General features: G+C 52.6%; 18 protein-coding genes. 9 read left to right on the top strand and 9 right to left on the bottom strand.

All coding sequences use genetic code 11. The features are described from left to right. The first annotated feature begins 67 nt into the window (after positions 1 to 67). From H6F91_RS03010 to H6F91_RS03000, 3 genes are all read left to right on the top strand, one after another. On the top strand, positions 68 to 1159 hold the full coding sequence (locus H6F91_RS03010) for a hypothetical protein (protein ID WP_190770958.1): 1092 nt from the start codon (positions 68 to 70) through the stop codon (positions 1157 to 1159). A 395-nt stretch (positions 1160 to 1554) separates the two neighbouring features. Next, on the top strand, positions 1555 to 3552 hold the full coding sequence (locus tag H6F91_RS03005; RefSeq protein WP_190770957.1) for a S8 family serine peptidase: 1998 nt from the start codon (positions 1555 to 1557) through the stop codon (positions 3550 to 3552). A gap of 110 nt (positions 3553 to 3662) precedes the next feature. Next, positions 3663 to 5672: a S8 family serine peptidase gene (locus H6F91_RS03000; RefSeq protein WP_190770956.1), complete on the top strand. Its 2010-nt coding sequence runs from the start codon at positions 3663 to 3665 to the stop codon at positions 5670 to 5672. Positions 5673 to 5820: 148 nt separating this feature from the next. On the opposite strand, the gene H6F91_RS02995 is transcribed toward H6F91_RS03000, so the two are convergent. The 3 genes from H6F91_RS02995 to H6F91_RS02985 all read right to left on the bottom strand — a co-directional run bounded on the left by H6F91_RS02995 (position 5821) and on the right by H6F91_RS02985 (position 8738). Beyond that, complete coding sequence (locus H6F91_RS02995; protein WP_190770955.1) at positions 5821 to 6228, bottom strand: peptide chain release factor 1; 408 nt, start codon at positions 6226 to 6228, stop codon at positions 5821 to 5823. Between the two features lie 24 nt (positions 6229 to 6252). Next, entirely contained in the window at positions 6253 to 7434 is a 1182-nt protein-coding gene (gene dxr / locus H6F91_RS02990) for a 1-deoxy-D-xylulose-5-phosphate reductoisomerase (RefSeq protein ID WP_190770954.1), read from the bottom strand. A 113-nt stretch (positions 7435 to 7547) separates the two neighbouring features. Beyond that, positions 7548 to 8738, bottom strand: coding sequence for a DUF3095 domain-containing protein (locus H6F91_RS02985; protein WP_190770953.1), 1191 nt, complete (start codon positions 8736 to 8738; stop codon positions 7548 to 7550). Between the two features lie 675 nt (positions 8739 to 9413). On the opposite strand from H6F91_RS02985, the gene pabB reads away from it, so the two are divergent. Next, entirely contained in the window at positions 9414 to 11207 is a 1794-nt protein-coding gene (gene pabB / locus H6F91_RS02980) for an aminodeoxychorismate synthase component I (RefSeq protein ID WP_190771479.1), read from the top strand. Between the two features lie 152 nt (positions 11208 to 11359). Here the strand turns inward: pabB and H6F91_RS02975 are convergent, their stop codons facing one another. The 4 genes from H6F91_RS02975 to H6F91_RS02960 all read right to left on the bottom strand — a co-directional run bounded on the left by H6F91_RS02975 (position 11360) and on the right by H6F91_RS02960 (position 17073). After that, positions 11360 to 12199 carry an alpha/beta hydrolase gene (locus H6F91_RS02975; RefSeq protein ID WP_190771480.1) on the bottom strand — a complete coding sequence of 280 codons (840 nt, stop codon included), beginning with the start codon at positions 12197 to 12199 and terminating at the stop codon, positions 11360 to 11362. A gap of 361 nt (positions 12200 to 12560) precedes the next feature. After that, positions 12561 to 13763, bottom strand: a complete 1203-nt coding sequence (locus H6F91_RS02970) for a hypothetical protein (RefSeq protein WP_190771481.1) — start codon at positions 13761 to 13763, stop codon at positions 12561 to 12563. 139 nt (positions 13764 to 13902) lie between these two features. Beyond that, entirely contained in the window at positions 13903 to 15171 is a 1269-nt protein-coding gene (locus H6F91_RS02965; protein ID WP_190771482.1) for a DNA double-strand break repair nuclease NurA, read from the bottom strand. A 426-nt stretch (positions 15172 to 15597) separates the two neighbouring features. Beyond that, positions 15598 to 17073, bottom strand: coding sequence for a carotenoid oxygenase family protein (locus H6F91_RS02960; RefSeq protein ID WP_190771483.1), 1476 nt, complete (start codon positions 17071 to 17073; stop codon positions 15598 to 15600). Between H6F91_RS02960 and H6F91_RS28210 the strand changes: the two genes are divergently transcribed. Continuing rightward, positions 17072 to 17197, top strand: a complete 126-nt coding sequence (locus tag H6F91_RS28210; protein WP_277874356.1) for a hypothetical protein — start codon at positions 17072 to 17074, stop codon at positions 17195 to 17197. The genes H6F91_RS02960 and H6F91_RS28210 overlap by 2 nt on opposite strands. Here H6F91_RS28210 and H6F91_RS02955 read toward each other — a convergent pair. Beyond that, a complete protein-coding gene (locus H6F91_RS02955; RefSeq protein WP_190771484.1) occupies positions 17194 to 18639 on the bottom strand; it encodes a folate/biopterin family MFS transporter in 1446 nt (481 codons plus the stop codon). The genes H6F91_RS28210 and H6F91_RS02955 overlap by 4 nt on opposite strands. Before the next feature lie 243 nt (positions 18640 to 18882). Between H6F91_RS02955 and H6F91_RS02950 the strand changes: the two genes are divergently transcribed. Beyond that, complete coding sequence (locus H6F91_RS02950) at positions 18883 to 19584, top strand: hypothetical protein (protein WP_199307606.1); 702 nt, start codon at positions 18883 to 18885, stop codon at positions 19582 to 19584. A 134-nt stretch (positions 19585 to 19718) separates the two neighbouring features. On the opposite strand, the gene H6F91_RS02945 is transcribed toward H6F91_RS02950, so the two are convergent. After that, complete coding sequence (locus H6F91_RS02945) at positions 19719 to 20228, bottom strand: hypothetical protein (RefSeq protein WP_206754890.1); 510 nt, start codon at positions 20226 to 20228, stop codon at positions 19719 to 19721. A 757-nt stretch (positions 20229 to 20985) separates the two neighbouring features. Here H6F91_RS02945 and H6F91_RS02940 point away from each other — a divergent pair. From H6F91_RS02940 to H6F91_RS02930, 3 genes are all read left to right on the top strand, one after another. Then, on the top strand, positions 20986 to 21501 hold the full coding sequence (locus H6F91_RS02940) for a 2TM domain-containing protein (RefSeq protein WP_190771486.1): 516 nt from the start codon (positions 20986 to 20988) through the stop codon (positions 21499 to 21501). Between the two features lie 350 nt (positions 21502 to 21851). After that, positions 21852 to 22250 (top strand): (2Fe-2S) ferredoxin domain-containing protein, encoded by a 399-nt coding sequence (locus H6F91_RS02935; RefSeq protein ID WP_242035607.1) that lies wholly within the window; start codon positions 21852 to 21854, stop codon positions 22248 to 22250. Positions 22251 to 22281: 31 nt separating this feature from the next. Further along, on the top strand, positions 22282 to 25047 hold the full coding sequence (locus H6F91_RS02930; protein ID WP_190771487.1) for an SMC family ATPase: 2766 nt from the start codon (positions 22282 to 22284) through the stop codon (positions 25045 to 25047). Positions 25048 to 25124: the final 77 nt, after the last annotated feature.

Raw genomic sequence — 25124 nt, 5'->3', positions numbered from 1 at the left:
GGTTTCTTCTCTAGACCGAAGGGATACTTCAATGTTTTTAGTCATTGCCCTGTGGCACCGATAGCCGATGAAACGCCTATCCTTATATCTAGTCAGCTCTCTGGCCGTTGTCCTCTATCCTAATCTGGCTCGGGGCGATGATTTAACCACAGCTTTTCAACTGCCTCCCGTTCCTACACCGCAGCCATCACCTTCTGCAAGGGAGACGGCTGGCAGTCTTCCAATTCCACCGACCGCAGCGGAGGCTCCCATTCAGGGAATCGTGCCTCAGAAACCGTTGCCTCCGCCTCCCCCTCGGCCAGAAGCTGAGGCACCAACTATCACAGCAACCGAATCCACGGCTCCACCAATTTCCCATAATGAGGCATCTAGCCCGCCGGAACCACCACCGACCGATCCAAACGTTGTTAAACCTGTAGAACTATCCTTTGGCCTGGAGGAGGGAGGGCCAACGGTTGCAGTCGCCTCTATTGCGGCACCCGCCCCTGGGGCAGCGATCGTCCAGGGCAGCAATTCAGATCCGCTAGAGCCACTGTTTGAAGGAGGAGCCAACTCTCTAGTTGCACGAGTGGTCGGCAGTGCAGAAGGAACACGTACGGCGGAGGGCCAGCGTACCCCTGCCTTCTACGGCCACCGTGACCCCGGCAACGGAGTTTGGAATTTGGGTAGTTTCTCTTATCAGCATGGAGCCGCGTCCCCTGAAGAAGCCGATGAAAAGCAGTTGAAACGCCTCCGAAAACAAGCGGCGACCCTTCAGGAAAAGGCGGTTCGGGCCGGGATTGACATGTCTCTTGCTGAGCAGCTGAACGGTATTGATCTGGCGAACCAGTCTCCCCGAGCGGCTCTCCACCGAGGGGGATATATTGACCGGCTAGCGGAGTCCCGCCAATTTCAGATGCAAGGGGACGAAGCTATCCTCTGGTCAAGAACCCGTGCATTCTTAGATCCAGATACCCAGAAGTGGAACGCCCCTGGTTTAGGGAATACGGCCCATGGTGTTACCCGCGACCAGGAACGACGGATGCGGGCGATCGCCCGAGCTCTCAACACCTATCAACAACAAGTAACGGCTCAGGCTAACACGAGTAGTTCCCCATACAATCCATCATCTGAAGAACTGGCCACCTTACGCCTACTTAGTTTTGATATATCTCACTGAGACATTGCTATTCCTATACTCCTAGGACTTACACAATAAGAATGCGTAAGTTCTGATTCTCAACACAAACCGATTTCTTAGTGTTTGTAATGTTGATTTAGTCAGAAACCGTAATTTTTCAGCTTGGATTGGTATAAAGTCTTGCACCAGTCAGTTGAAATACGAAGCTTAATAACTGCTTTTTCAATAAATTTTGATTCATTCTTTCCGGATTTTCTAAAATCCAAAAAAGTCAGTTTTTTCCCTTAAGCGGAAGTACCGCCCTACCCAGTTGCAGCTAAGTCCGCCTTGAGGATTCCGCCGTTGAGCGGTTTATTTAGCTGTGATGAAGTGAAGGTGGATTGCCACCTTTGGAGTTCCTGGGCAATCCGGTTTTATTGAGGGAAAAGACCGGTATGAGATTTTGGCCGGATGATCTATTGTTTGATGATCAATGGTACTTGCATAACACGGAAGAGCGCAGAGCTGGGCGATCGCTACAGTCCTCCTGTGACCTTAATGTTTTAGCCAGTTGGCAGCAAGCAATCACGGGTACGGGCGTCATTATCGGCATTGTTGATGATGGAGTCGATTACCTTCACCCCGATCTCAGGGCTAACTATCGGGCAGATTTAGGCATCGATTTAGTTGATGGAGACAATAACCCCATGGCAGAGTCTGACCACGGTGACCTTCATGGCACCAGTGTTGCAGGCATCGCAGCAGGACGAGGCAACAATGGCATGGGGATTACAGGGGTCGCACCCACGGCATCCTTTACAGCTATCCGTTTAACTTCAGGCTGTGTGAGCGATCGCCAGGAAGCTCAGGTCATGAACCATCGGTTTCAATCCATTGCTATTTACAACAACAGTTGGGGCCCAATGGACGGGTACGGCCTCACGGCACCAGGTCCACTATTTCAGGCAGCTTTGGCTCGGGGAGTTCAGCAGGGGCGGAATGGCCTGGGCAGCCTCTACGTTTGGGCCGGGGGCAATGGTCGTCGAGAAGGCGACAATGTCAACTACGATGGCTACGCCAATTCTCGCTATGTGATTGCAGTCGCCGCCATTAATGCGCAGGGGCAGCAGACCGAGTACAGCGAGTCCGGAGCTTGCCTCCTCGTCTCAGCCTTTGGGGATGATGGATATGATCAGGGCATCACCTCAACGGATTTACGACGCTCAGAAGGCTATAACTTTAACGGCCTGGGCATATATGGTGCAAACTATAGCGATTTAAACTACACCAACGATTTTGGTGGCACTTCGGCAGCAGCTCCTATGGTGTCGGGGGTACTGGCACTCATGTTACAGGCCAACCCCAACCTATCCTGGCGGGATGCCCAACACATTCTGGTAGAGACAGCCCGACACAATGACCCTAGCAATACTGATTGGCAACGCAACGGTGCAGGGCGCTGGGTAAATCATAGCTATGGCTTTGGAGCCGTGAATGCAACAGCAGCAGTTAACCTCGCGCGTACCTGGCAACCTGTGGCTTCAGAGCGCTCTAGCGTGGTCTCCCCCGTGCAAGTCAGAGCCTCCATTCCCGAACAACGACAGGGAGCACGCTCAACCATACTCATGGAAGACAACTTGCAAATCGAGCGAGTTGAAGTTGTTTTTAACGCCACCCACACCCGAAGCTCAGATCTGCGTATTGTTCTTACGTCTCCCGATGGTACAGCTTCGGTGTTGGCTAAGACCAACCGTATGGCTCACTTCGGCAGTTACCGCAACTGGGTCTTTACTTCGACTCGCCTGTGGGATGAATGGTCTGCGGGAAACTGGACTCTAACCGTGAGCGATGGTCGCACCGGGCAAAGTGGTGTCTGGAATTCCTGGCAATTGCGGGTGTATGGCATTGGGCAGGGAGAAAGTACAGTCGTGGATAACCGACAGGCAACCTATCGTCAAGATACGCTCACCAGCCGAGGCGATCATCACGTACTAAAAGGGTTTGGGGGCGATGACCGGCTATTGGGGGGTGCAGGCTCTGATTACCTGATGGGAGGAAATGGTGCAGATTTACTGCGGGGCGATTACGGCAGCGATCGCTTAGTGGGCAGCTACGGCAACGATGTTTTGTTGGGTGGCAATGGAACGGATCATCTGCGAGGACAGCAGGGACAGGACTGGCTCCGAGGCGGCAAAGACCGGGACCAACTCTGGGGCGGCGCAGGAGTCGATACCTTTGTCCTGGATGCTGGCAACATGGGCACTGTCGATCGCATTTGGGACTTTCAGGCCGGTGTGGATTGTATCAAAGTGGGTTCAACGCTACAGGGTGGACCTTTGAGCTGGCAACAGAAGGGCAACAACACCCTTCTCAAAGTAGGCCAGCAAGCCCTGGCATGGTTAATGGATGTCAATGCCTCTCAGCTTTCAGGTACAGAGCTCGCATTAGCTTGAGGCAAGTAAAGCGATCGCCCCATTCTAATAAAGTCGTGTGCATTATCAATTCGTTATCAGGATTTGGGTAGTCTTCTGGAAGCCATCCCCGCCCTTCTGCTTCCACACCTATGGCATTCTTTCCCAACGATCCCCTATTTCCCGATCAGTGGTACCTGCGTAATCGAGGTCAGGCTCTCAGTACTGGGCAACCGGGAGGACGAGTGGGTGAGGACATTAACGTCTTACCGGCCTGGAATTTGGGGCTAACAGGGCAGGGCGTGTTAATGGCATTTGTGGATGACGGCGTAGAGATAGGGCACCCCGATTTAGCTCCTAACTACCGCGCTGCCTTTAGTTATGACTTTAATGACGAGGATAGTACCCCCCAAGCTAGACAGGCCAACGAAGATTGGCACGGTACCAGCGTGGCCGGTATCGCGGCCGGTCGAGGGGGCAATGGGGGCGGTATAACGGGTATTGCCCCTTACGCTTCCTTTGCTGCGCTGCGTTTAACAGCGGCGGATACCACCGACGAGCAGGAAGCTCGTGCCCTGAATTACCGTTTCCAGGCGATCGCCATCTACAACAATAGCTGGGGTCCCCCCGATAGGGCGCAGCTTCAGGCTCCAGGACCCCTACTAAGAGCAGCTCTCAGCAGGGGCGTCACCTACGGTCGGGGTGGGCTTGGCAGTATCTACGTATGGGCCGCGGGCAATGGGCGCGAACAGGAGGACAACGCCAACTTTGACGGTTATACCAACTCTCGATATGTCATTTCAGTCGCAGCCCTTGACCATAAGGGTCAGTTTTCTCCCTATAGCGAGCCAGGAGCCTGCATTTTAGTTTCGGCCTACGGGGACGACTATATTACAGGAATTGCCACAACCGACCTGCTGGGCAACTCCGGCTATAACCCCGATATCGGCTTCAGCACGGCTCCAAATTACAGCAATCACAATTACACCAATAATTTCAATGGCACCTCAGCGGCCACCCCTATGGTGTCAGGGGTGGTAGCCCTCATGTTGCAAGCAAACCCTAACCTGACCTGGCGGGATGTGCAGCACATTCTGGTACAAACAGCCCGGCAAAATGACCCGGCCAACGAAGATTGGCAGTTGAATGGAGCCGGTCATTTGATCAACCACAATTACGGCTTTGGGGTTGTAAATGCAGGAGCCGCAGTGCAACGGGCTCAAACCTGGCAGCGAGTTGCCCGTGAAGTTTCCTTCCGTTCTCCTGTTCTCCTGGAAAACCGCTCGATCTTCGATAATGGCACCGCCCTTAGCTCGACCTTTACCCTGGAGGACAATGTGCGGATCGAGCGGGTCGAACTGGTGTTTGATGCCGATCACGCTCAATCGAGTGATCTTCAAATCGAGCTATTTAGCCCAGATGGGACACCGTCAATTTTGGCGCCAGCGGGGTTTCGTCCTAACCAAGGAACTTATAATAACTGGGCGTTTACCTCCACCCGCCACTGGGATGAGCAGGCCGCAGGCACCTGGACGCTACAGGTCAGAGATCAAATGTCTCTGAATGAAGGGGTTTGGAATTCCTGGCAACTGCGGGTATATGGCACACGAACATTTCTAGCTACCGATCGCGCCGATACGCTCCGAGGAAGTGCCCGCATTGATGCGATCGCCGGCAAAGAGGGCAACGATATCTTGTACGGATTGGCAGGCCGCGATCGCCTGCTAGGCGGAACAGGGGCGGATACCCTGTCAGGGGGACTGGGGGGTGATCGGCTCTACGGTAGCTTTAGCACGGATATCCTCAGTGGAGGAGACGGTAACGATTCGCTTTATGGCGAACAAGGCAACGATAAATTGCGGGGAGGGAACGGGCACGACCTGCTCGTTGGAAGTACGGGCGCAGATACCCTGGTGGGTGGCGCTGGGGCTGACATCTTTAAGTTAGAGCGCTTCCTGAGCCCAGATCGAATTCTGGACTTTGCCGATGGCATTGATCGTCTGGGCATCTCCCCTACCCTGCAAACTGCCAATTTTAGCTTTACAGACCAGAGCAACGGCACGATGATCCGGCTCGGTGGCCAAAAGCTAGCGTTTTTAGTTGGGATCCAGAGCAGTCAAATCAGTGGGGCAGACTTCACTGCTTATTCCCCTTCAACGTGAAGGCTTACGCATGTGGGTGGTGTACGTCGCACACCACCCACATGCGTAAGCCCTAATGAAAATGTGTCTAATGTTCTACATCCTGCTGAGGGGAGGGCCTCAACTCACGCACCCTACCAACTGGGTGGGCTATGTCGAACTTTGAGTCTTACCGCCAGTAGCGGCGACCCGTCAGAAACACCCCGACAATCATGCCCATGAGAGTGGACTCGTCAAGGGTCACCAGGGAAAACCCAGGCAGGAGCTGACGAATAAACGTGACCAGAATCAGGCAGCCGATCAGAGCCCATAGCACACCGCTATTGATGATAATTTCGGGACGGAGGGTTTCTAAAAGCCAGACGGCGATCGCCCCAACTCCTACCCCAATCGCAACAATCATCAATAGACCCAGGGGAGGCGTGAACAACAGTTGCAAGACCTGCTCGAAATTAGAAACCTGAATCAAAATGCCGAGCAGCATCTCAATACCGAAGATGATGACCAGCGTCATGGCGGCGATCAGCAGCAACGGGACCCAGGGCAAAGAGCGCAAGCGTTGAAAGGGATTTCGCATCGATTCTGCAACCGAAGATTCAGATTATGCCACCACTCTAACGGACTGCTGGCTTACCGTCAGCACCTCCTGGCGAGCCCAACGATCGGCTGCGAGAATATCATCCAGGCTGGGCTGGGAGTGGTTGTCGGCCTGGTGGCGATCGCACACCGTCTCAATCAAGCGGGGAATATCAAGAAACGCAATCTTTTCCTGCAAGAACAGCTCAACGGCCTGCTCATTCGCAGCGTTCAACACGGCTGGCATGGAGCCACCGGCACGCCCTGCGGCATATGCCAGGCGCATACAGGGATATTTCTGATGGTCAGGCTCCCGGAACGTGAGTTGGCCACACTTCACCAGATCCAGCCGTTCCCATTGAGTAGGAATGCGATCGGGGTAAGACATCGCGTAGAGCAGGGGCAGGCGCATGTCGGGCAGACCCAACTGAGCTAACACTGAAGTATCTTCTAGCTCAATCAGAGAATGGATGATGCTTTGAGGATGGATGACAATTTCGATATGGTCGTAGTCCAACCCGAATAAAAAGTGAGCTTCAATCACCTCTAACCCTTTGTTCATCAGGGTGGCTGAGTCGATAGTGATTTTGCGGCCCATGCTCCAGTTGGGGTGCTTCAGGGCGTCAGCTACAGTAACACTGGCCAACTTCTCGACCGGCAGATCACGGAACGCTCCACCCGAGGCTGTGAGGAGAATGCGGCGCAACCCACCTTCAGGTACCCCCTGCAAACATTGGAAGATGGCGGAATGCTCAGAGTCAGCAGGCAGTAACTTTACACCATGCTTTTGAATCAGCGGTAGCACGACAGGGCCACCGGCAATCAGCGTCTCTTTGTTAGCCAGCGCGATGTGCTTGCCTGCTTCGATGGCTGCAATGGTGGGAAGCAGCCCTGCGCAACCAACAATGCCGGTAACGACGGCTTCTGAGTCGCCATAGCGGGCAACTTCGACAATCCCCTCTTCCCCAACTAAGAGCGTGGGGGAATGATCGAGGCCAGCGATCGCCTCGCGCACTGTCTCTAACTGCGTCTCATCGCAGATTGCCACAATCTCGGGGCGAAACTCCCGCACCTGTTGGGCTAATAACTCGGCATTGCGCCCGGCTGCCAACCCAACGACCCGAAACTGATCGGGATACTCGCGCACAATGTCCAGGGTTTGTGTTCCAATTGACCCCGTCGAACCCAACAGTGTAATGGCTTTCACAGTGGCTTTAGAATTCAGCAACCCTAATATAGAACGCCATGGGGATCAGAAACACCCCAAGTTTTTTCAAGTGATATGGAAAGGAGCCATGCAATCCCCTCCCTTGGGGGAAATTAGGCCACTCCAGCCATCACTCTCTTTTGAAGACGCCGCTTCATTGCTTTAGCTGCCAGGGTATAGCCACCATCGGCCCCATCAATGAAATGCACCTGCCGACCGTTACGCTCAAACACGACGCAGGTCATCAAAGCCCGATCGGAAATGTGCAAGCCGTAGACGAGATTGCCGGCCTGAAATTCCCGTTCCAGGTACTCGGTAAGAGCCTGGGTTTGAGCAGCGGTACTGACCAGAACCATGCGTAACATATCGTCAAATTTTTGAAAGTCTGTCGTCGCAATAACTCCTTCCTTGTAGATACCCCAACTTACCGCTCCAACGTTCAATTTGAGGGTCATGAATACCCAGCCCAGCACGTTCTGAGCCCAACTGTTGGCAAGGTAAAGCAAGCGATCGAGAAACGAGAGCGATCGCACCCGTAACTGTGTTTCAACTGCCAACTGCCGAATGTTAAATGTTAAACGCAGACGCTTCGGATGAATCGGGTTGTACTCAGTATCCGTTCCATAAATGCGCCGTAGAGCTTGGATGACACCACCATAGACTTGCTGATGGGAATGAGAACTGTGAGCCGTTGCACCAACCATCAAACTGATAGTTTGACCTGTAGCACTGAAAATGTCTTGCCAACGACATTCAAGCCCTGAAAAATTGGGATCCTTACGACTAATGGCTGAAACTTGATACGGATTGTCGGGAGAATCATCTTTGACCAAATCCGTCGCATAAGTGAGACCTTTGCCGGAAAAATTAGCCTGGGTGTAGTGTTTCGATACAGCAACCTTCGCCACTTTCACGTCGTAGTTTTTAGCCGTTACCACCGATACAGGCACAACACCCACCCGCAAGTCCAATTCAAACCGAGAGCGGGCCAAGCGGCGCAATCCAAGTAAGGCTTCGCGGGCGGCAGCTAACAAGGATGGGGGTACCACAAGGGTCATACCATCTCCCCCAAACACAAAGGGAATATCTAATCCCTTCACTTCATTCAACACAACAGCGATAGAACTGGCCCCCAAAAACGTCACCATTTTGTATTTGCCCTGGGCGATCGCTGGAGTGGAGTTTGTAATATCAGTAATCAGGATGTACCAATCATCCGGAATGGACGTAAAGTTATCGGGATTCACAATATCCCAAAAGCTTTTAAGCGTGGGTAACTCTGCATAAAAGAAATCTGTGACCATTGGATTTGCAGTCTCGTCGAAGGGAGATTGTTTCTTTCAGCAATCCGTAAAACACCCTGATTTCTATCGAAACCACGGACAGAAAGTTATTATCAGCACAAACTCTCTAAATCAGTACAGTTTTGTCAATAGAGATAGTAATCTCTCGTGCAGCGAGCCTTTGAAATTGCGACCTACAGACGACTGATAGCACCCCAAAACTGATAGATTAGTATCCTATCAGAGCAAATCGTATAGTAATCTTGCCTGACATCAATCTTGATTGATATTTTAGCGAACTCATCCCTTCATTTACTTCTGGCCGTAAAGATCTCTACAAAGACAGATTCTGACCCTGCATCAGGCACTAGATGGAGGAGTGTAACTAAAACACTCAAGCCAGTACCTATTTAAGCTATTGGGGGATGAAATTCCTGACAGATCACTGCCTTGTATATTTAGTACGTCCAGATTTCATAGATAGATGTTCCATCATTAAGCAATTTAAGGCGATGAATGTCTCTATAGAGAGGTATTAAAAAATTAGTTATTTAAGCGCTAGCCGAAGGCTTAGAAGGTGTTTGAGGAAGTTGTTGCTTCGTGCCCTTAACCCTAGGACAACAACGGGCAGGTTGCTATTCCTGACAGGATTGTAGAGAATTTTTAAGTTCAGCCATATCAGGAAACCAGAACTCTGTGAAATTCGGTGAGTCTCTTAACAGCGTCATCTTGCACGATGCTCAAACTCAGCAGTGGTTATGGTTCCACGAGCCTGTTCAACTCCATGTAGCGTCTGACATTGAGTCTGTCTCTACAGTTTTAGAAACCGTTGAACGAGAAGCGCACGCTCACCATCTCTATGCCGCTGGCTTTGTTGCTTACGAAGCGGCACCTGCCTTTGATTCTGCATTTGTCACAAAGCCTGCGGGTAACTTTCCCCTTGTATGGTTTGGCTTGTATCGGCAACCTGAAATTATTACCCTGCCAGCCATAACCGACGCTGTTATTCCCGAGTTCTCCTGGCAACGCTCCATCTCTGAGGCGGATTATCGCTCAGCACTCGACCACGTTAAGGAGTGCATTCGTCGAGGAGAAACCTATCAGGTCAACTATTCGTTTCGGTTACAGGCACCCGCAGCGTTTGGCTCCGCTACCTCAACAGACCTTACCCCTTGGGCCTTCTTCTTGCACATGATTCGTGCTCAGGGCAGTGGATACGGAGCCTTTGTACAGACGGAGGGCTGGGCGATTGCCTCTGCCTCCCCCGAACTCTTCTTCCAACGAACAGGGCGAGAGTTAATCTCCAAACCGATGAAGGGAACAGCGCCCCGAGGCCTTTGGTTTGAGGATGACCAGGCCCAGGCCGAGGGACTGCGCCACTCCGAGAAAAATCAGGCCGAAAACCTGATGATTGTCGATATGGTACGCAATGACATGGGGCAGATTGCCGACATCGGCAGTGTCACCGTACCCCACTTGTTTGAGGTGGAACAGTACCCAACACTCTGGCAAATGACCAGCACTGTCCGCTGCACCACGGATGCCAGCTTAACAGAGATTTTTCGGGCGCTTTTCCCTGCCGCCTCCATTACAGGTGCTCCCAAGGCCCGAACGATGCAAATTATTGCGGAGCTGGAGACGTCGCCACGCCACATTTACACGGGCACGATTGGGTACATTCGTCCGAATGGCGATGCTCAGTTCAATGTGGCCATTCGGACGGTGTTAAGCGATCGCCCCCAACCTCCCCAGCTCCCTCACGCTGAATACGGCGTCGGCGGTGGCATAGTCTGGGACTCTGAAAAAGCATCCGAGTTCCAAGAATGCTTCACCAAGGCCCGCATCCTTACCCACTGCCCACCCGATTTTGATTTACTGGAGTCCCTGCTTTGGACACCTCAAGACGGATATTTCTTGCTAGAGCAACATCTGCAACGGCTGCTCAAGTCTGCTCGTTATTTTGGTCGTCACGTCGATATTGCCCAGTTGCATCAAGACTGCGCAGCTTTCGTGAAGACCATGCTGCCCCAACCCCATAAAGTGCGCCTGCAGGTTCAACAATCCGGTGAAATTCTGTTACAGGCCCAACCATTAGAACCGTTTAATACCCCTTACAGCCTTCCCCTGGCCCGCTATCCTGTTAATCCAAATCATCCATTTCTCTATCACAAAACAACATATCGGCAGGTTTATCAGCAGGCGATCGCAGCAGCTCGCGCCCAGGATGTGCTGCTATGGAACGATCGCCACGAACTGACTGAATCCTGCATTGCCAACTTGGTTGTGGAATGGGATGGGCAACTCGTGACTCCGCCCCTTTCCTGCGGATTGCTTCCTGGCGTGTATCGATCCTATCTACTGGAGCAAGGAAAGATTGTTGAGCGTGTCGTTCGGGTCGAGGACTTGCCGAAGTGTTCGCGTGTATTTCTGATTAATTCCGTAAGGGGATTGTGGGAAGTTGATTTAGAGCCGTGGAAAAAGGCTCTGTAACACTACCGTTTTTCAAAGGCGCATCGGGCAATTGTTAAACGCTGCATAGCGTTGGTCATGTTTCAAACATGTGGATAGAGTGTGATGAAAGGGGCACTTCATGCCCCTTTCATCACACTCTATCCACATATCTAGAACATTACCAATAGCATTTAATGACGGCTTTGCAAAAATGCGTCAATAGCCGCGTTGCAAGAATCTGGCTCCACCAAATGAGGCCAGTGGTTACCCGGCACAGAGGTAATTTGCAATTGCGTCAGATATTGTCGGTAGGGTCTAATTTGCCATGCCTGGCGATTGAGCCCTTGTTCAGGCAGGATGAGCAGCGTAGGAATATTGACCTTCTCTATCAGTCCGGCCCGTTGTAGAGTGTCTTCAAAGACGCCATTACGAGCCGCGATCGCAAACTTACTGCCCCAAGTGCCATCCGGCTTCTGCTCCATCCCTGCCTTGAATACGTCCTGCTGACAAGTGTTCCAGTTGCGATACTGCTTGAGGGTACGAGCGATCGCCTCCGCCTCGTCGTAGTTCTTAAACGGCCCTGTCACCTTCAAAAAGGGCAACGTGCGATAGAACAGTGGGAAAGTTGGACGCAGTAAACTCGGTAGCCGATTCACAAAAAATGGATCAACCAACACTAAACTCTTAATACGTTCTGGATGCTGCCGGGCCCAGATCAACGCGATCTTAGCAGCCCAAGAATGGGCAACCACATGAGCAGCAGGAAGGTGACATTCCGTGACCAACGCTTCGAGGTCAGCGGCGATCGCATCTGAACGGTACTCCGATTCGGGCGGCTTGCTACTTTCGCCATGCCCTCGTAGATCAGGCGCAATACAGTAGAAGCGTTGGCTCAGTTGTTCTGCCAGACGACACCACACCAACGCATGATCCGCCAGGCCATGCAGCAAAAGCACAGGTTCCCCAGTTCCCCATTCCAGATAAGACAAATCCAGCCCAGGAAAATTCAAGCTTTTGCGGTTGGGTTCCATTCGCTCTAGTGCTCTTTGTGCTCACGCTTTACCCTATCCGTTATACCTGGACTGTGGACTAAATCAACGTCAGTTCGCGATAAGCCGAACCGCCCATTATTGCGTGCGCGACGCGCACGCAATAATGGGCTTTTTCGAGTGCCGCGCGAAGCGCGGCACTCGAAAAAGCCCTTAACCCGAACTGAGGTTAAATCAGGTTTTACTGAGCTGAGAAGCTTGCTACGCAAGCTTCTCAGCTCAGTAAAACCCAGAAAGCCCGCCATACAGGGAAGTGCGCTCGCAGAGCGCACTTCCCTGTATGGCGGGCAGAATGAGCCCAAACTCCAGTTATACAGCACTGTGCGGATTGGTTAAGCGTAATTCACGCATCTTCATTGCTGGATTTGGGTTGAATCTGAGCATAGAAAATGCCCAGAAAAACTGCAAATGCATAAATCAACGTGCCAATGCCGTAAGCTGTATTGCCGATCGCATCATCATTTTTGAGTTGCCACAGCATGACGAGGATAAAGTGCCAGTCGTGCAAAACATTTTCACCGCCGAGAAGGGGCAAAGCCTGTTCTTGAGCATCTTTGATGTAAATTGACACATCCCAAAAGTTCTCACCAACCCAACATAAAGCAACGGCTCCGGCATACGATTGGCGCGTGAAGAAGAAGTAACCACTCATGAATGCAGGAACAGCAATTTGCATGGCGGAACCCGCCAGCAGATGAATCAACTGTCCAAACATGCTAAATATCGTATGCCCGGCTTCATGAAAGATGAGATTCACCCCATGAATGAACCCCATCAAGGGGTTCGTACCATTCACAAAATCATCGAAATTGTAATCACGCGCACAAAACAGCCCGTAAAATGCCAGCAAACTAATCAGCGCTAGTTTTGGATAATTAAATTTGAATGTCCATACGGCAGGCGATTTTGGAGCACGAGTTTTTTGGACATTCGCACCCGGTGTCCTTTTTACAGCGGCCACAGCAACGGCCTGGGGTGTAAAAGATGTCATCCACTCAGGTTGGCTAGATTTGGACCTCTGCCCCCGCACTTCAATAACCTGAAAGCGCTGAGTTGACCAGGATGCCAGTTCCCGTTGTAGCAACGTGAGCGCTATCCGCTGATCGGGAAGTGGATCAGCGTGCAAGGTCAAAATCAGGTGCTCATCTTTGAGTTGAACCTGGGTGGTAATTTGCTTGTGGGCAAGCGCTTTGTTGAGAAGTTGGGCGATCGCCCCTTCATCTCCCCATTCGGCCAATCCCTTCAAAAGCCCCCGCTGATGACCGGTAAAGTTCACAATCCAGTCAGGTTCCGCCCCACCCAATTCGCGGGCCATGAGGGTAACCGTCCGAACTCCGGGTATTTGTAGCTTCAACAAACCCCGTACCACAAGCGGCACAAGTTCCTCCTGAGCAGGTGTTGTTGCACTTTCTAGCCCCAGTTTCAGATACCCGTCATCGAACACGACGGTAGTATCGATATGCTGAGCTTGGAGTGCATGATTGAGGAGTTGGGCGATCGCCTCCTCATCCCCCTGCCGGGCCAGTTCCACCAGAGCCGAGGTCATAGCCGTGCCAATTTCTTCAGGAGTTTGCTACTCCCAGCATTCCCCACTCAAAAAGAAATCTTTCGTTTTAACTGGTGCGGCCAAATGGATTGGAAATAAAGGCAGTGCCCTTATCTCCAATCCATGTGGCTCGATTAGCTCAGGCAATACTGCCGCGCTTACGGGCTTCCTTGTAAGAAATGGCCACATTTTTAAGCCCTGCACGAATCATCTGTTGCTCTAACAGGGCGAAGAAACGGGCGCGATCGCCCCCCCGGACTACTGCCTGGTTATGGGCCTCTGCCAGAGCCACAGGATATCCCTGCCCCTTATCGACCTGAGTCATTGTCAGGCTGAGGGCTGCATTGAGCAGTTCTGCATCCTCTGCGACCCAGGCAGGAAACTCAACCCGAGCAATCTCTGAGCCCATGTGGACGTAGCAGAAGTAGGTACGATGGTGATCGTAGTAATCCAAAATTCGAGCGGAACTACGCCAAATTGCACTTCGTTGGCCTGGTTTTAGCACGATGCCCCAGAGGGCTGTGTCGCGCAGAGGTGCAAAGACCTGACAGGGAGCAATGTCCGTTTGACCCGGGCAGTAACTCTGGCAATCCGGCTGATCCTTCGGACAGGTATGAAGCCGCAAAAAGTTAAGCGATTCGCCACTACGAGCTGCACTGAGATAGCCCACCAGAGGCACCCGCAACAGCCGCAATGTTTCCCAGGCATCCAGGATAGGCAGCAAAATGCGATCGCGTGCCTCCGCCGGCAACGGATCAAGAAACCAGTGGGTGAGGGAACCGTCAACCATGGCGAGGGTGGGAGACAGGGAGGCAGGGGGCGGGGGCGATGGCATTGCTTCTGTCTTCTGCCCTCCAGCCCTCTCTTCTACTCTTAGGCTCTCCTGTCTCAGCTCTCTACCTTCCATCTCCGCTGCGGCAAGCTCCGCCAACACCGTTGCTTCAGAAGCCGTCCGACGATAGCCCATCCACTCCTCTGTACTGATGCCCCATTGGCGAGAGCTGTAGAGATCTTCGGGGCGATAGAAAATTTCGGGCAGGCTATCGAGGAGAGGGTGGCGATTTTGACCATAGTGCAGCACAATACGCCCGACATTAATCAGGTAACAGTAGGCGATTTCGTGGTGACTGGGAGCAATTTGTGAACCATCGGTGGCCAGGACAGTATGGTTGGGTGGTGCTGGAGCAAGGGGAATGCAGGTATCCAGAGGTTCTTGAGGAATAGCGGCACTGAAGCCGAGGCGATCGCCCCACATTTGCCGCAGGTTCACCAGTTCGGCCTGCCGTCCTCGGGCTTCTTGTAAAAACTGTTGGGCTCGATCTAGCCGCTGACGGGTAGCCGCGGCTTCATCGTTGAGGTGTTGCCCAATATCTTGCATCTGCCGGGCCAGCTTGACGAGATCCAGCATGGTTCATCCGTATTACTCGCTGTTCAGCAGCATAGCTCAGTTTACGGGTGAAGTACTAGCAATCCCTTCGCCATTTTCTCAAGCCCTTATCGCGCTTTGCGCTTGAATCAGCCACGGTTGTTTTTGTGAGAGCTGCGCGAAGCACGGCTCTCACAAAAACAACCAAGTTCAGGACTTGCGCATTTGTGTTGTAGGTGGGGTGCTTCTCACCCCACCTACAACACAAATACACTACAGATAGCGGGCTTGCGTAAGTCCTGCAAGTTTTAAGCGGTTGAAAAGCGCTGTCAGAATAACAGTAATTCTCCATGGTGAGCTTTAAAGCCTGAAAACCGCTCACCTGGGACGAGCGGTTTTCAGGCTAGATTTGAAGATGAGAATTGCTGGAACAATAGCGAGCCGGTTGATCGGCAACAGCTATTGTATTTACCCGAAGTACTCAGGAGTGAAATTACCATGCAACCCATAAGGAACATGGTGTTTCAGCTTCAGTTTTGCCACGGGCTCTGATAGGTCGCGGGCATCCAAAATCACCAGTTCCGATCGCTCACTATGACCGTTATAAACCAGGGTCAGCAGCCAGCCTTCATCCTCAGCCTTGCTATCGGGGAAGGGAACAAAGACAGGTTCGCTGACATAACCCCAGGGGGCAGCGCTCCAGAGTTGGCGATCGCCCGTCTCAAAGTCAATCTTCAAAATCGCTTGCAGAGGTGCATTTCCCGTAGGGGCATGGGCAGCGCCCATGTAAAGCATTCGGTAAGAACGCCCAACCCGATCGGGGTGGGTCGCGGGAAACTCGCAACAACGCTCTTCCAACAGCTGTCGATTGACAGCACCCGTTTTGGGGTTGATGCGGGAGCGCCACAACTGACCAGGAGCCAGCTCATCAAAGTCCACATCCACAAAGTCCTGATCGGGCTTCAGCTCAGGGAAAAAGCCGTAGCAGATAGAATCCACCACAATTTCTTCACCATCCTCAAAGGCATTGGCGTGATGGAAAACAAAGCCCGCTTCTGTCGGGAAGATCTGCATCGGGCTACCATCCCGAGGTACCACGAGAATATTCGTGGGTTTATCGAGTTGGAAGGTAAGGCATTCTCCAGCACCCTTCATACCTACAGCAAAAGGAAGGGGGTTGAACAGGATGGATGCCTGGAAGAAGATTGCGTGGTTAGGGGTAATGGCGAAGTCGTGCATGAATGCGAAACCGGGGACAGCATGGCGGTGCTGTTCAACAACGGTTCCGGCTTCATCGAGTTCAAACAGGGTGAGAGTAGTGGAAAGCCCAGCTTTGATGGAGAAGTTCACCAAGCGGGGAGCACCCCCAGCGCGATCGCAGACTGGATCAATCCAGGGATGCGCCGAGAAAGAATCTCCCGGCTTTAAGACGCCATCCAGGTACTCCATGCCCAGCGTGTCCAGGGTAGCGGGGTCAAGGCGATGGGGCTCAGCGGCTTCCCAAAGAGCCAGTAGCTTATCGCCCCAATGAATGACGTTGGTATTCGCGATATTCTTCAGGCGGAAGTCGAAAGCGTTAGCCAACCATCCGCCAGGCTTTTGGGTGCCAAACACACCCCGATAAAGAATTTTTTGAGCCTTTTCTTCGGCAATAAACCCTTCTGTACGCACAAAGCGGTTGCGGAAATGAGCTTTGCCGTCCTTAAAGGCGATCGCACAGATCATCCCATCCCCATCGAAGGGATGACGGTAGCGCTGACCGCCTCTCTCTAGCAAACCTGGGCCATTGCGAAACAGCGTACCGTGGAGTTGCAGAGGAATTTCCCCTTCCACTTCATCAATGGTGTAATCAAGCTCCTCGGTGAGGGAGCGATAGCCCGTGCGCCATTCATCGCGGGTATAAGGGTTCTTAGGGGCACTCAGAAAGGGAGTTACGGTTTCCATGGATGTAGCAAGGTTAGGGAGTAAACAGCCGTGTTATGAGGATGGAAAAGTTGCGCTCGTCACAGGGGCGATCGCCGTTAAACGGCAGGCTAAACGTCAAGGGGTTGTCAATCGAAGGACTTAACCTTCGTCACGTTGGCCAACACCTGTCGGAATGCCAGGGCCAAAAGCCAGAGAATTAGCTTCCACCGGGCCATCCGGGTGCAGAGGTGCTACGCCCGACCCCGCCAGCTTCATTTCGTCACCTGAATGAATGGTGTAATTCTCCGAATCCTGTGCTGGAATTAGCCCCAGGAAGGGAAAGGGCAGCAGGGTGGAAAGGTTGGTGAGCACGACCAGCAACCAAAGGTTCGTGAAATTGGATTCGCTGATGTGCAACCAGTGCATCATGCCAGCGCCCAGTTCGTAGGACAGCAACCCAGCCAGGTTTGTTACTGACATTAGCAGGGCAAACAAGGTAGCTTCTACTCCCGGAGGGCAGAGCCGCGCCGCTAATACCAACACCGGCATGTAAGCAATCTGCCCCATGACCGTCAGAATTAAGCTGTCGCCCAGACTGAACCAGTGGTCATCAATACCGAGGGCTCGATTCGCATGGGTCACCAGCAGCAGCATGGTCATTCCCAGAGCCGAAGAAATCACCATCGTCCAGGCAAAGAGCTTGCGGAACGAAACGGCTCGGAAGAACCGTTGGAACGTCCAAATTCCAACCAGCGAGGCGAGGCTGGTGACCAGCCGCACCCGTCCTAAAAACTCCGAGGAGAAGCCGAGCTCGTTGGTAGTGAAGTAGAAGAAGGCTGATTCCGCCGTAGGGGTGGCTTGCCACAGAAAGAGAAAAGTGGTGGGCATCCAGATAGACTTTTGCCGCACAGCTCCCCACAGGCTCTTCACCTGCTCGCGCACAGCCCCCCAATCGCTCCCCCGATCAACCCGTGGCTCTTGGATGGCCCAGGCCACCATGGAAACCAGCAACGGAAAGCTAGCGGTGATCGCAAATAGGGTATTCGGGCTGAACCTTTCTAGTAGAGAGCCGCTGAAATAGGCTGTAATCAGACCGCCCAGGGCAGAGGTTCCCCAGCACAAAGCTTGCAGCGAGCCAGCGTCACTGACGGATTCGGTGCGGGCCCGCTCAACGACGAGGGAATCGACAATGACGTCACTGACGGCGATCGCCAGAGAGCTGAGGGCGATCGCTAACCCAGCCGCCCAGGCAGAATGCACGACCGTTGCCATGGCAATCCAGGCGGCGGAACCCAACAACCCTGACAAGATGAGGTAGGGGCGACGTCGATACCCAAACAGTGGCAAGCCATCCGACAGGAAACCAAACAGCGGCTTCACCATCCAGGGAATTGCGGCTACCCCTAGCAGGGCTGACATCTGGGCCGGTGTTAACCCCAGGTCATCTTTCAAGAAGAAGCTGACGGCCAACCGGGCCAGCCCAAGAATCCCCTGTACGAAGTAGACCAGAAGAATGGCCATCAACTCAGGGGTAGGTTCATTACCGAAGAAAACCCGATTGGTCAGGGAAGTCTTCAGATCCGACAAGCGGAGTGAAGCTGTCATAGAGAGAAGCGACGAAAATGGACAGGCAGTTTCAAAAAGTTTTATTAAGAAATGTAAGACTTTTCACTATGATAGCGCTCTCCCTTAATTGAGCAAGAAAGCCCAGCAGAATGAATTGTTTCAATCAGGACTTACGTATTTGTGTTGTAGGTGGGGACTTTGCACCTTACCTACAACACAAATACGCTAGCTATAGCGGACTTGCGTAAGTCCTGCCGAATTAAGCCCGGTTGAATCAGGTAGATGGAAGTCATCTATTGTGCTTCCTCCCTCCATCGGACAAAACGGGCCAACATCAGGGCTGTCATAGGTGCATTGAAATTATTCGAGAGAATTCGCTACGACTATAGGGAGAAACACCGCAAAGACAACGAAACAAGCAACGATCGCCTTATTGCTAAGCCTATGATGCCCCGATTCTTTTCGAACCCTCTTCCTGGCACTGCCATTGTGGCTCTGAGCAGTCTTGCGTTCCTGATGGGCGGCTGTGATACCACGACCACTGACCAGTATCAGGCATCTGCCATTGTGACGTACACCTGGCAGGTGGACTACATACGCCAGGGTGGAGGGAGCGATCGCCCACCCCGTATCGAAAAATTTGCCTCCACATCCCTGGAGAATAAGAATGGGCAGCGGCCTGAGAATGCCGTCACTGGCCCCGATGACAAAGGGCTCTGGTGGCCCGACTCACCCCCACGGCCTACGGTGGACGAGATGGAAGATCGGAAAAAGAATCAAGAAATCATTGGCGATCCGCGTCTACAGAAGAACGTGGAATATCAAATCACCTACCGAGTGCCAGGAGAAGCCAACCGTACTTTGCCCACTCGCTACGATGTCTACCGCCAAGTGGTCAAGGCTTACGAAGAGCGCGTTCCCCTGGAATTTGTCACGGATGCGAACGAATCAATCGTGACTCAAGCGAAACGAATCTCGAAGTAATATGACCTCCCGTTGAAGAACCCTAATATGCAGGGGTGTGGCTCATCACTGCGTATTGATATGACGGCTCAAAAGCCAAGACACCCGGTGTTTTTCGAAACACCGGGTGTCTATCAAACGAAGCACCAAATTGCTTAGTCGATATAGCCCATCAGCAATTCGCCGTCTTCCAGTTCATTGTCTGCAATGGGGCGACCACCGGGTAGCAGGGGGGCATCCATTAGACGAGCATCGCTGGCGAAGATGGGGCGACCGCCAGGCAGGGTTAGATCATCCCGAATCACGATTTCGCTGGTGAAGATAGGACGGCCACCGGGGATGGTGGTGTCAGCAACCTGAATGTGGCTAGCCTGAATGGGGCGATCGTTGAGGATGGTTCCGAAAATTTCCATATGGCTAGCAGCAATAGGACGAACACCCGCAACAGAAATGCTTTCCGCTACTTCAATCTGGCCAGGGCCAACAGGACGGTTCCAGATTGAACCGGACGGTTGCATTTCAGCATTTTTAGCGACGGCTAGAGCCGATGTTTCCTTCGCTTCAGTCTTGGTCACGGTTTCCTCCGGAGTGGGTGATGGTGCTTTGGTTGCAGGTGCTCCTGATGAGCCATTTGAATGATTAGCTTCTGTTTTTGTCTCGGCCACAGTCTCCTCCTTTGCAGCAGTTTTCGAGCTGCGCGCCCGTCGTCTGCTGGTTTCAGCGCCTTCCATGGGTCGCTCCCTCGTGCGTTTTCAAAACGGAACCTCCGGCGCACTTACACGAGCACCGAGAAGTCAGAATATCCCAACTGCCAGTTATCACAAGCGCTTATAAATCAGCCGGATGGCTTTTGATTAAATACAGGCCCAACAAGGGCCAGAGTGATCTGATTATACGGGCAAACTGGCTAGCGTAAATTTCGGGCAGGGGTTGAATTTACCTGATTTTTTTAATAACTAATTCCAATATCTTGAATCAGTTCAAGGTATCTAACCTCGATTCGGGATAAAACCAAGTGCCCATTTTGGCAGACGATCTGTGCAATCAAAATAGGCTTTTTCGAGGGGCGTTCAAGGCATGCCCCTCGAAAAAGCCCTGAACTCGACTCAGGTTATCTAGGAGGCTTATGAAATCTGTTAGGATAGCGCACTCATGCGATGTGCAGCAGTTTTTAACCCGCTACATATTGCATCAGCACGCAAAGCTAGCCTCTTAAAGCTTCCTTAAAATAAATTTATTCTTGATTGCATTTTGTAACTTTTATGCCGTGGGAATTTTGTTAAGACACAGGTATACCGCGTCTGTGCCCTAACAGAATGAATATATTGGCTGCCTAATTAGTACAGGAATCCGCACTCAACCGCTCTGTCGGGTCGGGCAGACTTTGCGTATAACAGAGGATAAGGATAAGAGTGGATAGCCATGCAAAAGGTCGAACAGGAAGTGATTGTGGAACCCTCGCGTCAGTTCTACAGCCAGGAGGAAGTGCACGAGATTTTGGAATTGGCGATCGCCCGTCAGGCAGAGAATGCCAATCAGACCGAACTGACCCGTGCCCAACTGCTCGAAATTGCTGAAGATATGGGCATTCCCATCACCGAACTGACCGTGGCTGAGCGTGACTGGGAGATTAACAAAGGGGAATCTCGCGAACGGCAAGCATTTGACCAGTTTCGGCGCGATCGCTTCCGCCACCGCTTTGTCCGTTATTTAATTGTGAATGGAGCACTTGGAGGCATTGCCCTGCTCAGTACAGGTAGCCCGCTGGGAGTGCCGTTGATCGCCTTGTTCTGGGGTATGTTCGTGGCCCTGGATGCATGGAATACGTTTTGGTCTCAGGGGAGCGATCGCTACGAGCGCGCTTTTGAGAAATGGCGGCGGCGCAAGCTCTGGCGGCGCACAATCAACAATTTTATGGAACGGCTGATGCCTCGTTAAGGCAGTTTGACGTGAGAACCGCTTGTGATAGCACAGCATTAGCAGGGCTTGATGCAGTGTGAAAACTTTTTGCTGCCTGCTGAGCTCAAACAGAGCAGATGAGAAGCAGCTCGCGCATTTGAAATGAGACCCTCCTGTGTGAATCGTTGCGCGGCTTCGCCGCGCAACGATTCACACCCTCAAAAACTGATTCATGCACGAGATCTAGTGAACTTGTTAAGCTGAAGGTTGTCCAATTCCTTTACAAACCGGACACTCATTTTTGCGCGCCGTTGCCCGGTGGGTCTACTCTACACCTCCTGGAACGCCCCGTTGAAAGGTTTGCTCAACCGACAGGGTGTCTGAATTGAATGATGATCCGGCCCGACGCTGGTCTGCTGGGGCGACATTCAACTCATCGTGTTCCACCTTATTCCTCCACACTTGTGCCTGAGTCTTCTTCCCCAAAACGACGCTTAGTCGTTGTTTGCCAAAACCGTTCCTGCCTCCGCAGTGGCTCCGATGCTGTGCTGGCCGCCTTGCAAGCTGCGGCCCCGTCTGGTACATTTGTTCAGGCGACGGGTTGTTTGGGGCAATGTGGTGCTGGGCCAATGGTGCTGGTCAATCCCGATGGCATCTGGTATTGCCAGGTGGATGTCGCCGATGTGCCCGAGATCGTATCGGAGCATTTTGAGGGCGATCGCCCTGTTCAACGGCGATTGCACCCCCGATTTCACCCGCGTTTCGATGCCTCCAGCTATAATTCCTGAGCCTGCCTTCTGACCCTTTCCTGCCGCGTCCATGCAGATTCTCTCCGTCACGCTTCAGAACTTCAAGGCGCACCGCGATCGCTTCATTGCGTTCCAGCCCGGAACGAATGCTATTTGTGGAGAAAATGGAGCCGGAAAGACCAGCATTTTGGAGGCAATCGCCTGGACGCTGTTCAATCATCGGGGCAATTATCGAACCGAAGATCTGATTCGCAACGGAACGGGTAGCGCGCAGGCCCGCGTTGCCTTCATCTCCAGCCGTGATGGTCGGACCTATGAGGTAGAACGTTGCACCTCCAAGGGGTACACCCTGTATGACCCGCAATTGGGTCAGCGATTGGAGTATCACAAGATCGAAGAGGACGTGTTGCCCTGGCTGCGAGAGCACATGGGTGTTGCACCGGGTACTGACCTGGCGCGGCTGTTTGCCAACACGATTGGCGTTCCTCAAGGAACTTTTACAGCAGACTTTTTGAAAGCTCCCGAAGACCGCAAAAAGGTGTTTGACAGCATCCTCAAGGTAGAGGAGTACAAGCAAGTCAACCAGGAAATGTTGAGCCTGGAAAAGTATGCCAGAGCCCGGGTCGATGAACTGGAGCAGGCGATCGCCCGCTATGACACCGAGCTTCAAGCGCTGGAACCGATCCAGACCCGTGTAACAACTCTGCGCGAAGAGTTAGCGGCAAATGAAGCAACCCTGGCTCAGTTGCAGGCAGAATTGGCCGGGTTACGTCAACAGCACGACCATCTGAGTGCACAAGCAGCACAGGTGCAAGCACTCGTGGCTCAGCAGCAGCAAATGGCGGCGCAGATGGAAGGGAAACGCCAGGCGATCGCTCTCTTAGAAACGGCTGTCAAAGACACGAAACTTCGCATTCAGCAATGTGAGGCAAGCCGTGCTGACTACTTAGCCTACGGGGAGCTGCAACAGACTATCCAGCACCTCGACCAGCAGTTGCAGGAACGCAGCAAGATCCAGCGACAACGAGATTCCTTCCAAAAGCAGTTGGCTACACAAAATGCCGAGATTGCACGGCTTGCCTCCCGTATGGAGCAACTTGCCCGCTACGCCGAAGAACTGGAAACCTTACAACCCTACGTAGCCCAGCAAACCCGTCTGGAGCAACAGCAGGAAGCCCTGGCAGTTGCCCTGCAAGAAGTGGGCGCTGCTCGAGCAGAAATGGATGCCCTCACCCGCCAGTTGACCAAACTCCAGAACCAGCAGAAACGGCTGAGCCAGGATGTAGGGCGGCTACAAACCCTGGCTCCCCAGGTACAACGGATTGCCGGGTTGGAACAACGGCGCGATCGCCTGCAATCCCAACTCAGCCGCATTGAGGCAGCCCGACAATTTGAAGCCGAACTACGACAACTCGTAATGGAAGGGGAGGGGCGGCGCGATCGCCATCAAATTCAGGTCAAGCAAGCCCAGGCAATTCTAAAGCAGATTCAGCAGTCAGTGCCACTACTGTCTTCCGCGTCTGTCGAGTCAGCTCTAGAGGCGGTGCAGGCGGGTGTTGAGTTAAATACTGAATTGCTAGATACCCTGCACGAAATTCTAGTGGACCTGGCTCAGCAGATTAATGTGGAACACCTCAACCACGAGTTGCACAGCCTGGGGCAACAGATCACGATCGCTCGTCAGCAGGCTGCCGATTACAGCACTCTTCCCCAAAAATCCTCCGATTTAGTTCAACTAACCCAGGAAGTCGGCCACCTCAAAAATCAATTGGAGGGGTTACAAGCCTCCTTAGAGGAGGAAAAGATGCTGCAGGGGCAACAGGCGCAACTGGTGGCGAACCTTAAGCAGTTAAATAACCCGAGAGGCCGCTGTAGCTTGTTGGCCGATGAATTGAAGCAGCAGTCAATGCTGAAAACCCAGCAGGCAATCGCCACGGAAAAAATCACATCCCTCTCCACCGCATTAACAGAGCTAGAATCCCAACTCCAACGCTTCACAGATCTGGAACAGCATCTCACCCAACAGCGGGCCAAGCTCCAGAAACACCAGGAGGGTTATCTGGCCTATCGGCAGAATGAACCTGCGATCGCCCAACTGCCTCACCAAGAGGCCGATCTGCAAAACGCCATTGCCACCCTGCAAACCTTAGAAGTGCACTATGCCGAGTTAAAGCAGGAGAGCGATCGCCTCGCGGTTGGCTTCGACCCTCTGGCCCTCAAGACTGTGGAGGCTCTCTACGCTGAAACCCAACGAAAGGCTGACCAGATCAGCGGAGCCTTGCCGCCCCAACGCACCCTGATTGCCGAGTTAGAAGATCAACTCAAAAAGCTTCAGGAGATCCAGGCAAGACGGGATTTGACTCGCAAAGACCTGAAGCAACGGGAGCAGAACCACAAGTTCATTCGATTCGCCCGCAAAGCTTATAAGGAAGCTGGCCCTCGCATTACCGAACGCTACTTGCAAAGTATTTCCCGGGAAGCCGATCGCCTGTTCCGCGAGTTGCTAAATCGCCCTAATGTAGCTCTGGAATGGACACGTGAGTATGAGATTCGCGTACAGGAAGCTCAACATACCCGCCGATTTACAAATCTCTCCGGTGGCGAGCAGATGTGTGCAGCCCTGGCAGTGCGGCTCGCTCTACTGCGGGTATTAGCAGACATTGATGTAGCGTTCTTTGATGAGCCGACGACGAATATGGACCGACAGAGACGAGTGAGTCTGGCAGAGGCGATCGCTAATATCAAATCCTTCCAACAAATTTTCGTCATCAGCCACGACGACACCTTCGAAAGCGTCACCGAAAACGTCATTGTTCTGAAACGAGAAGCATCCTAATCGTTACTCGATCTTAAAAGCTAAAACGCCCTTATTAAGGGCGTTTTAGCTTTATCAGGACTTACGCGTGTATGTTG

The sequence above is a fragment of the Leptolyngbya sp. FACHB-8 genome (genome assembly GCF_014695575.1).
Taxonomy (GTDB): Bacteria; Cyanobacteriota; Cyanobacteriia; order Elainellales; family Elainellaceae; genus Vacuolonema.
The sequence above is the reverse complement of the archived record's forward strand: the minus strand, read 5'-3'. Positions and strand labels throughout refer to the sequence as shown.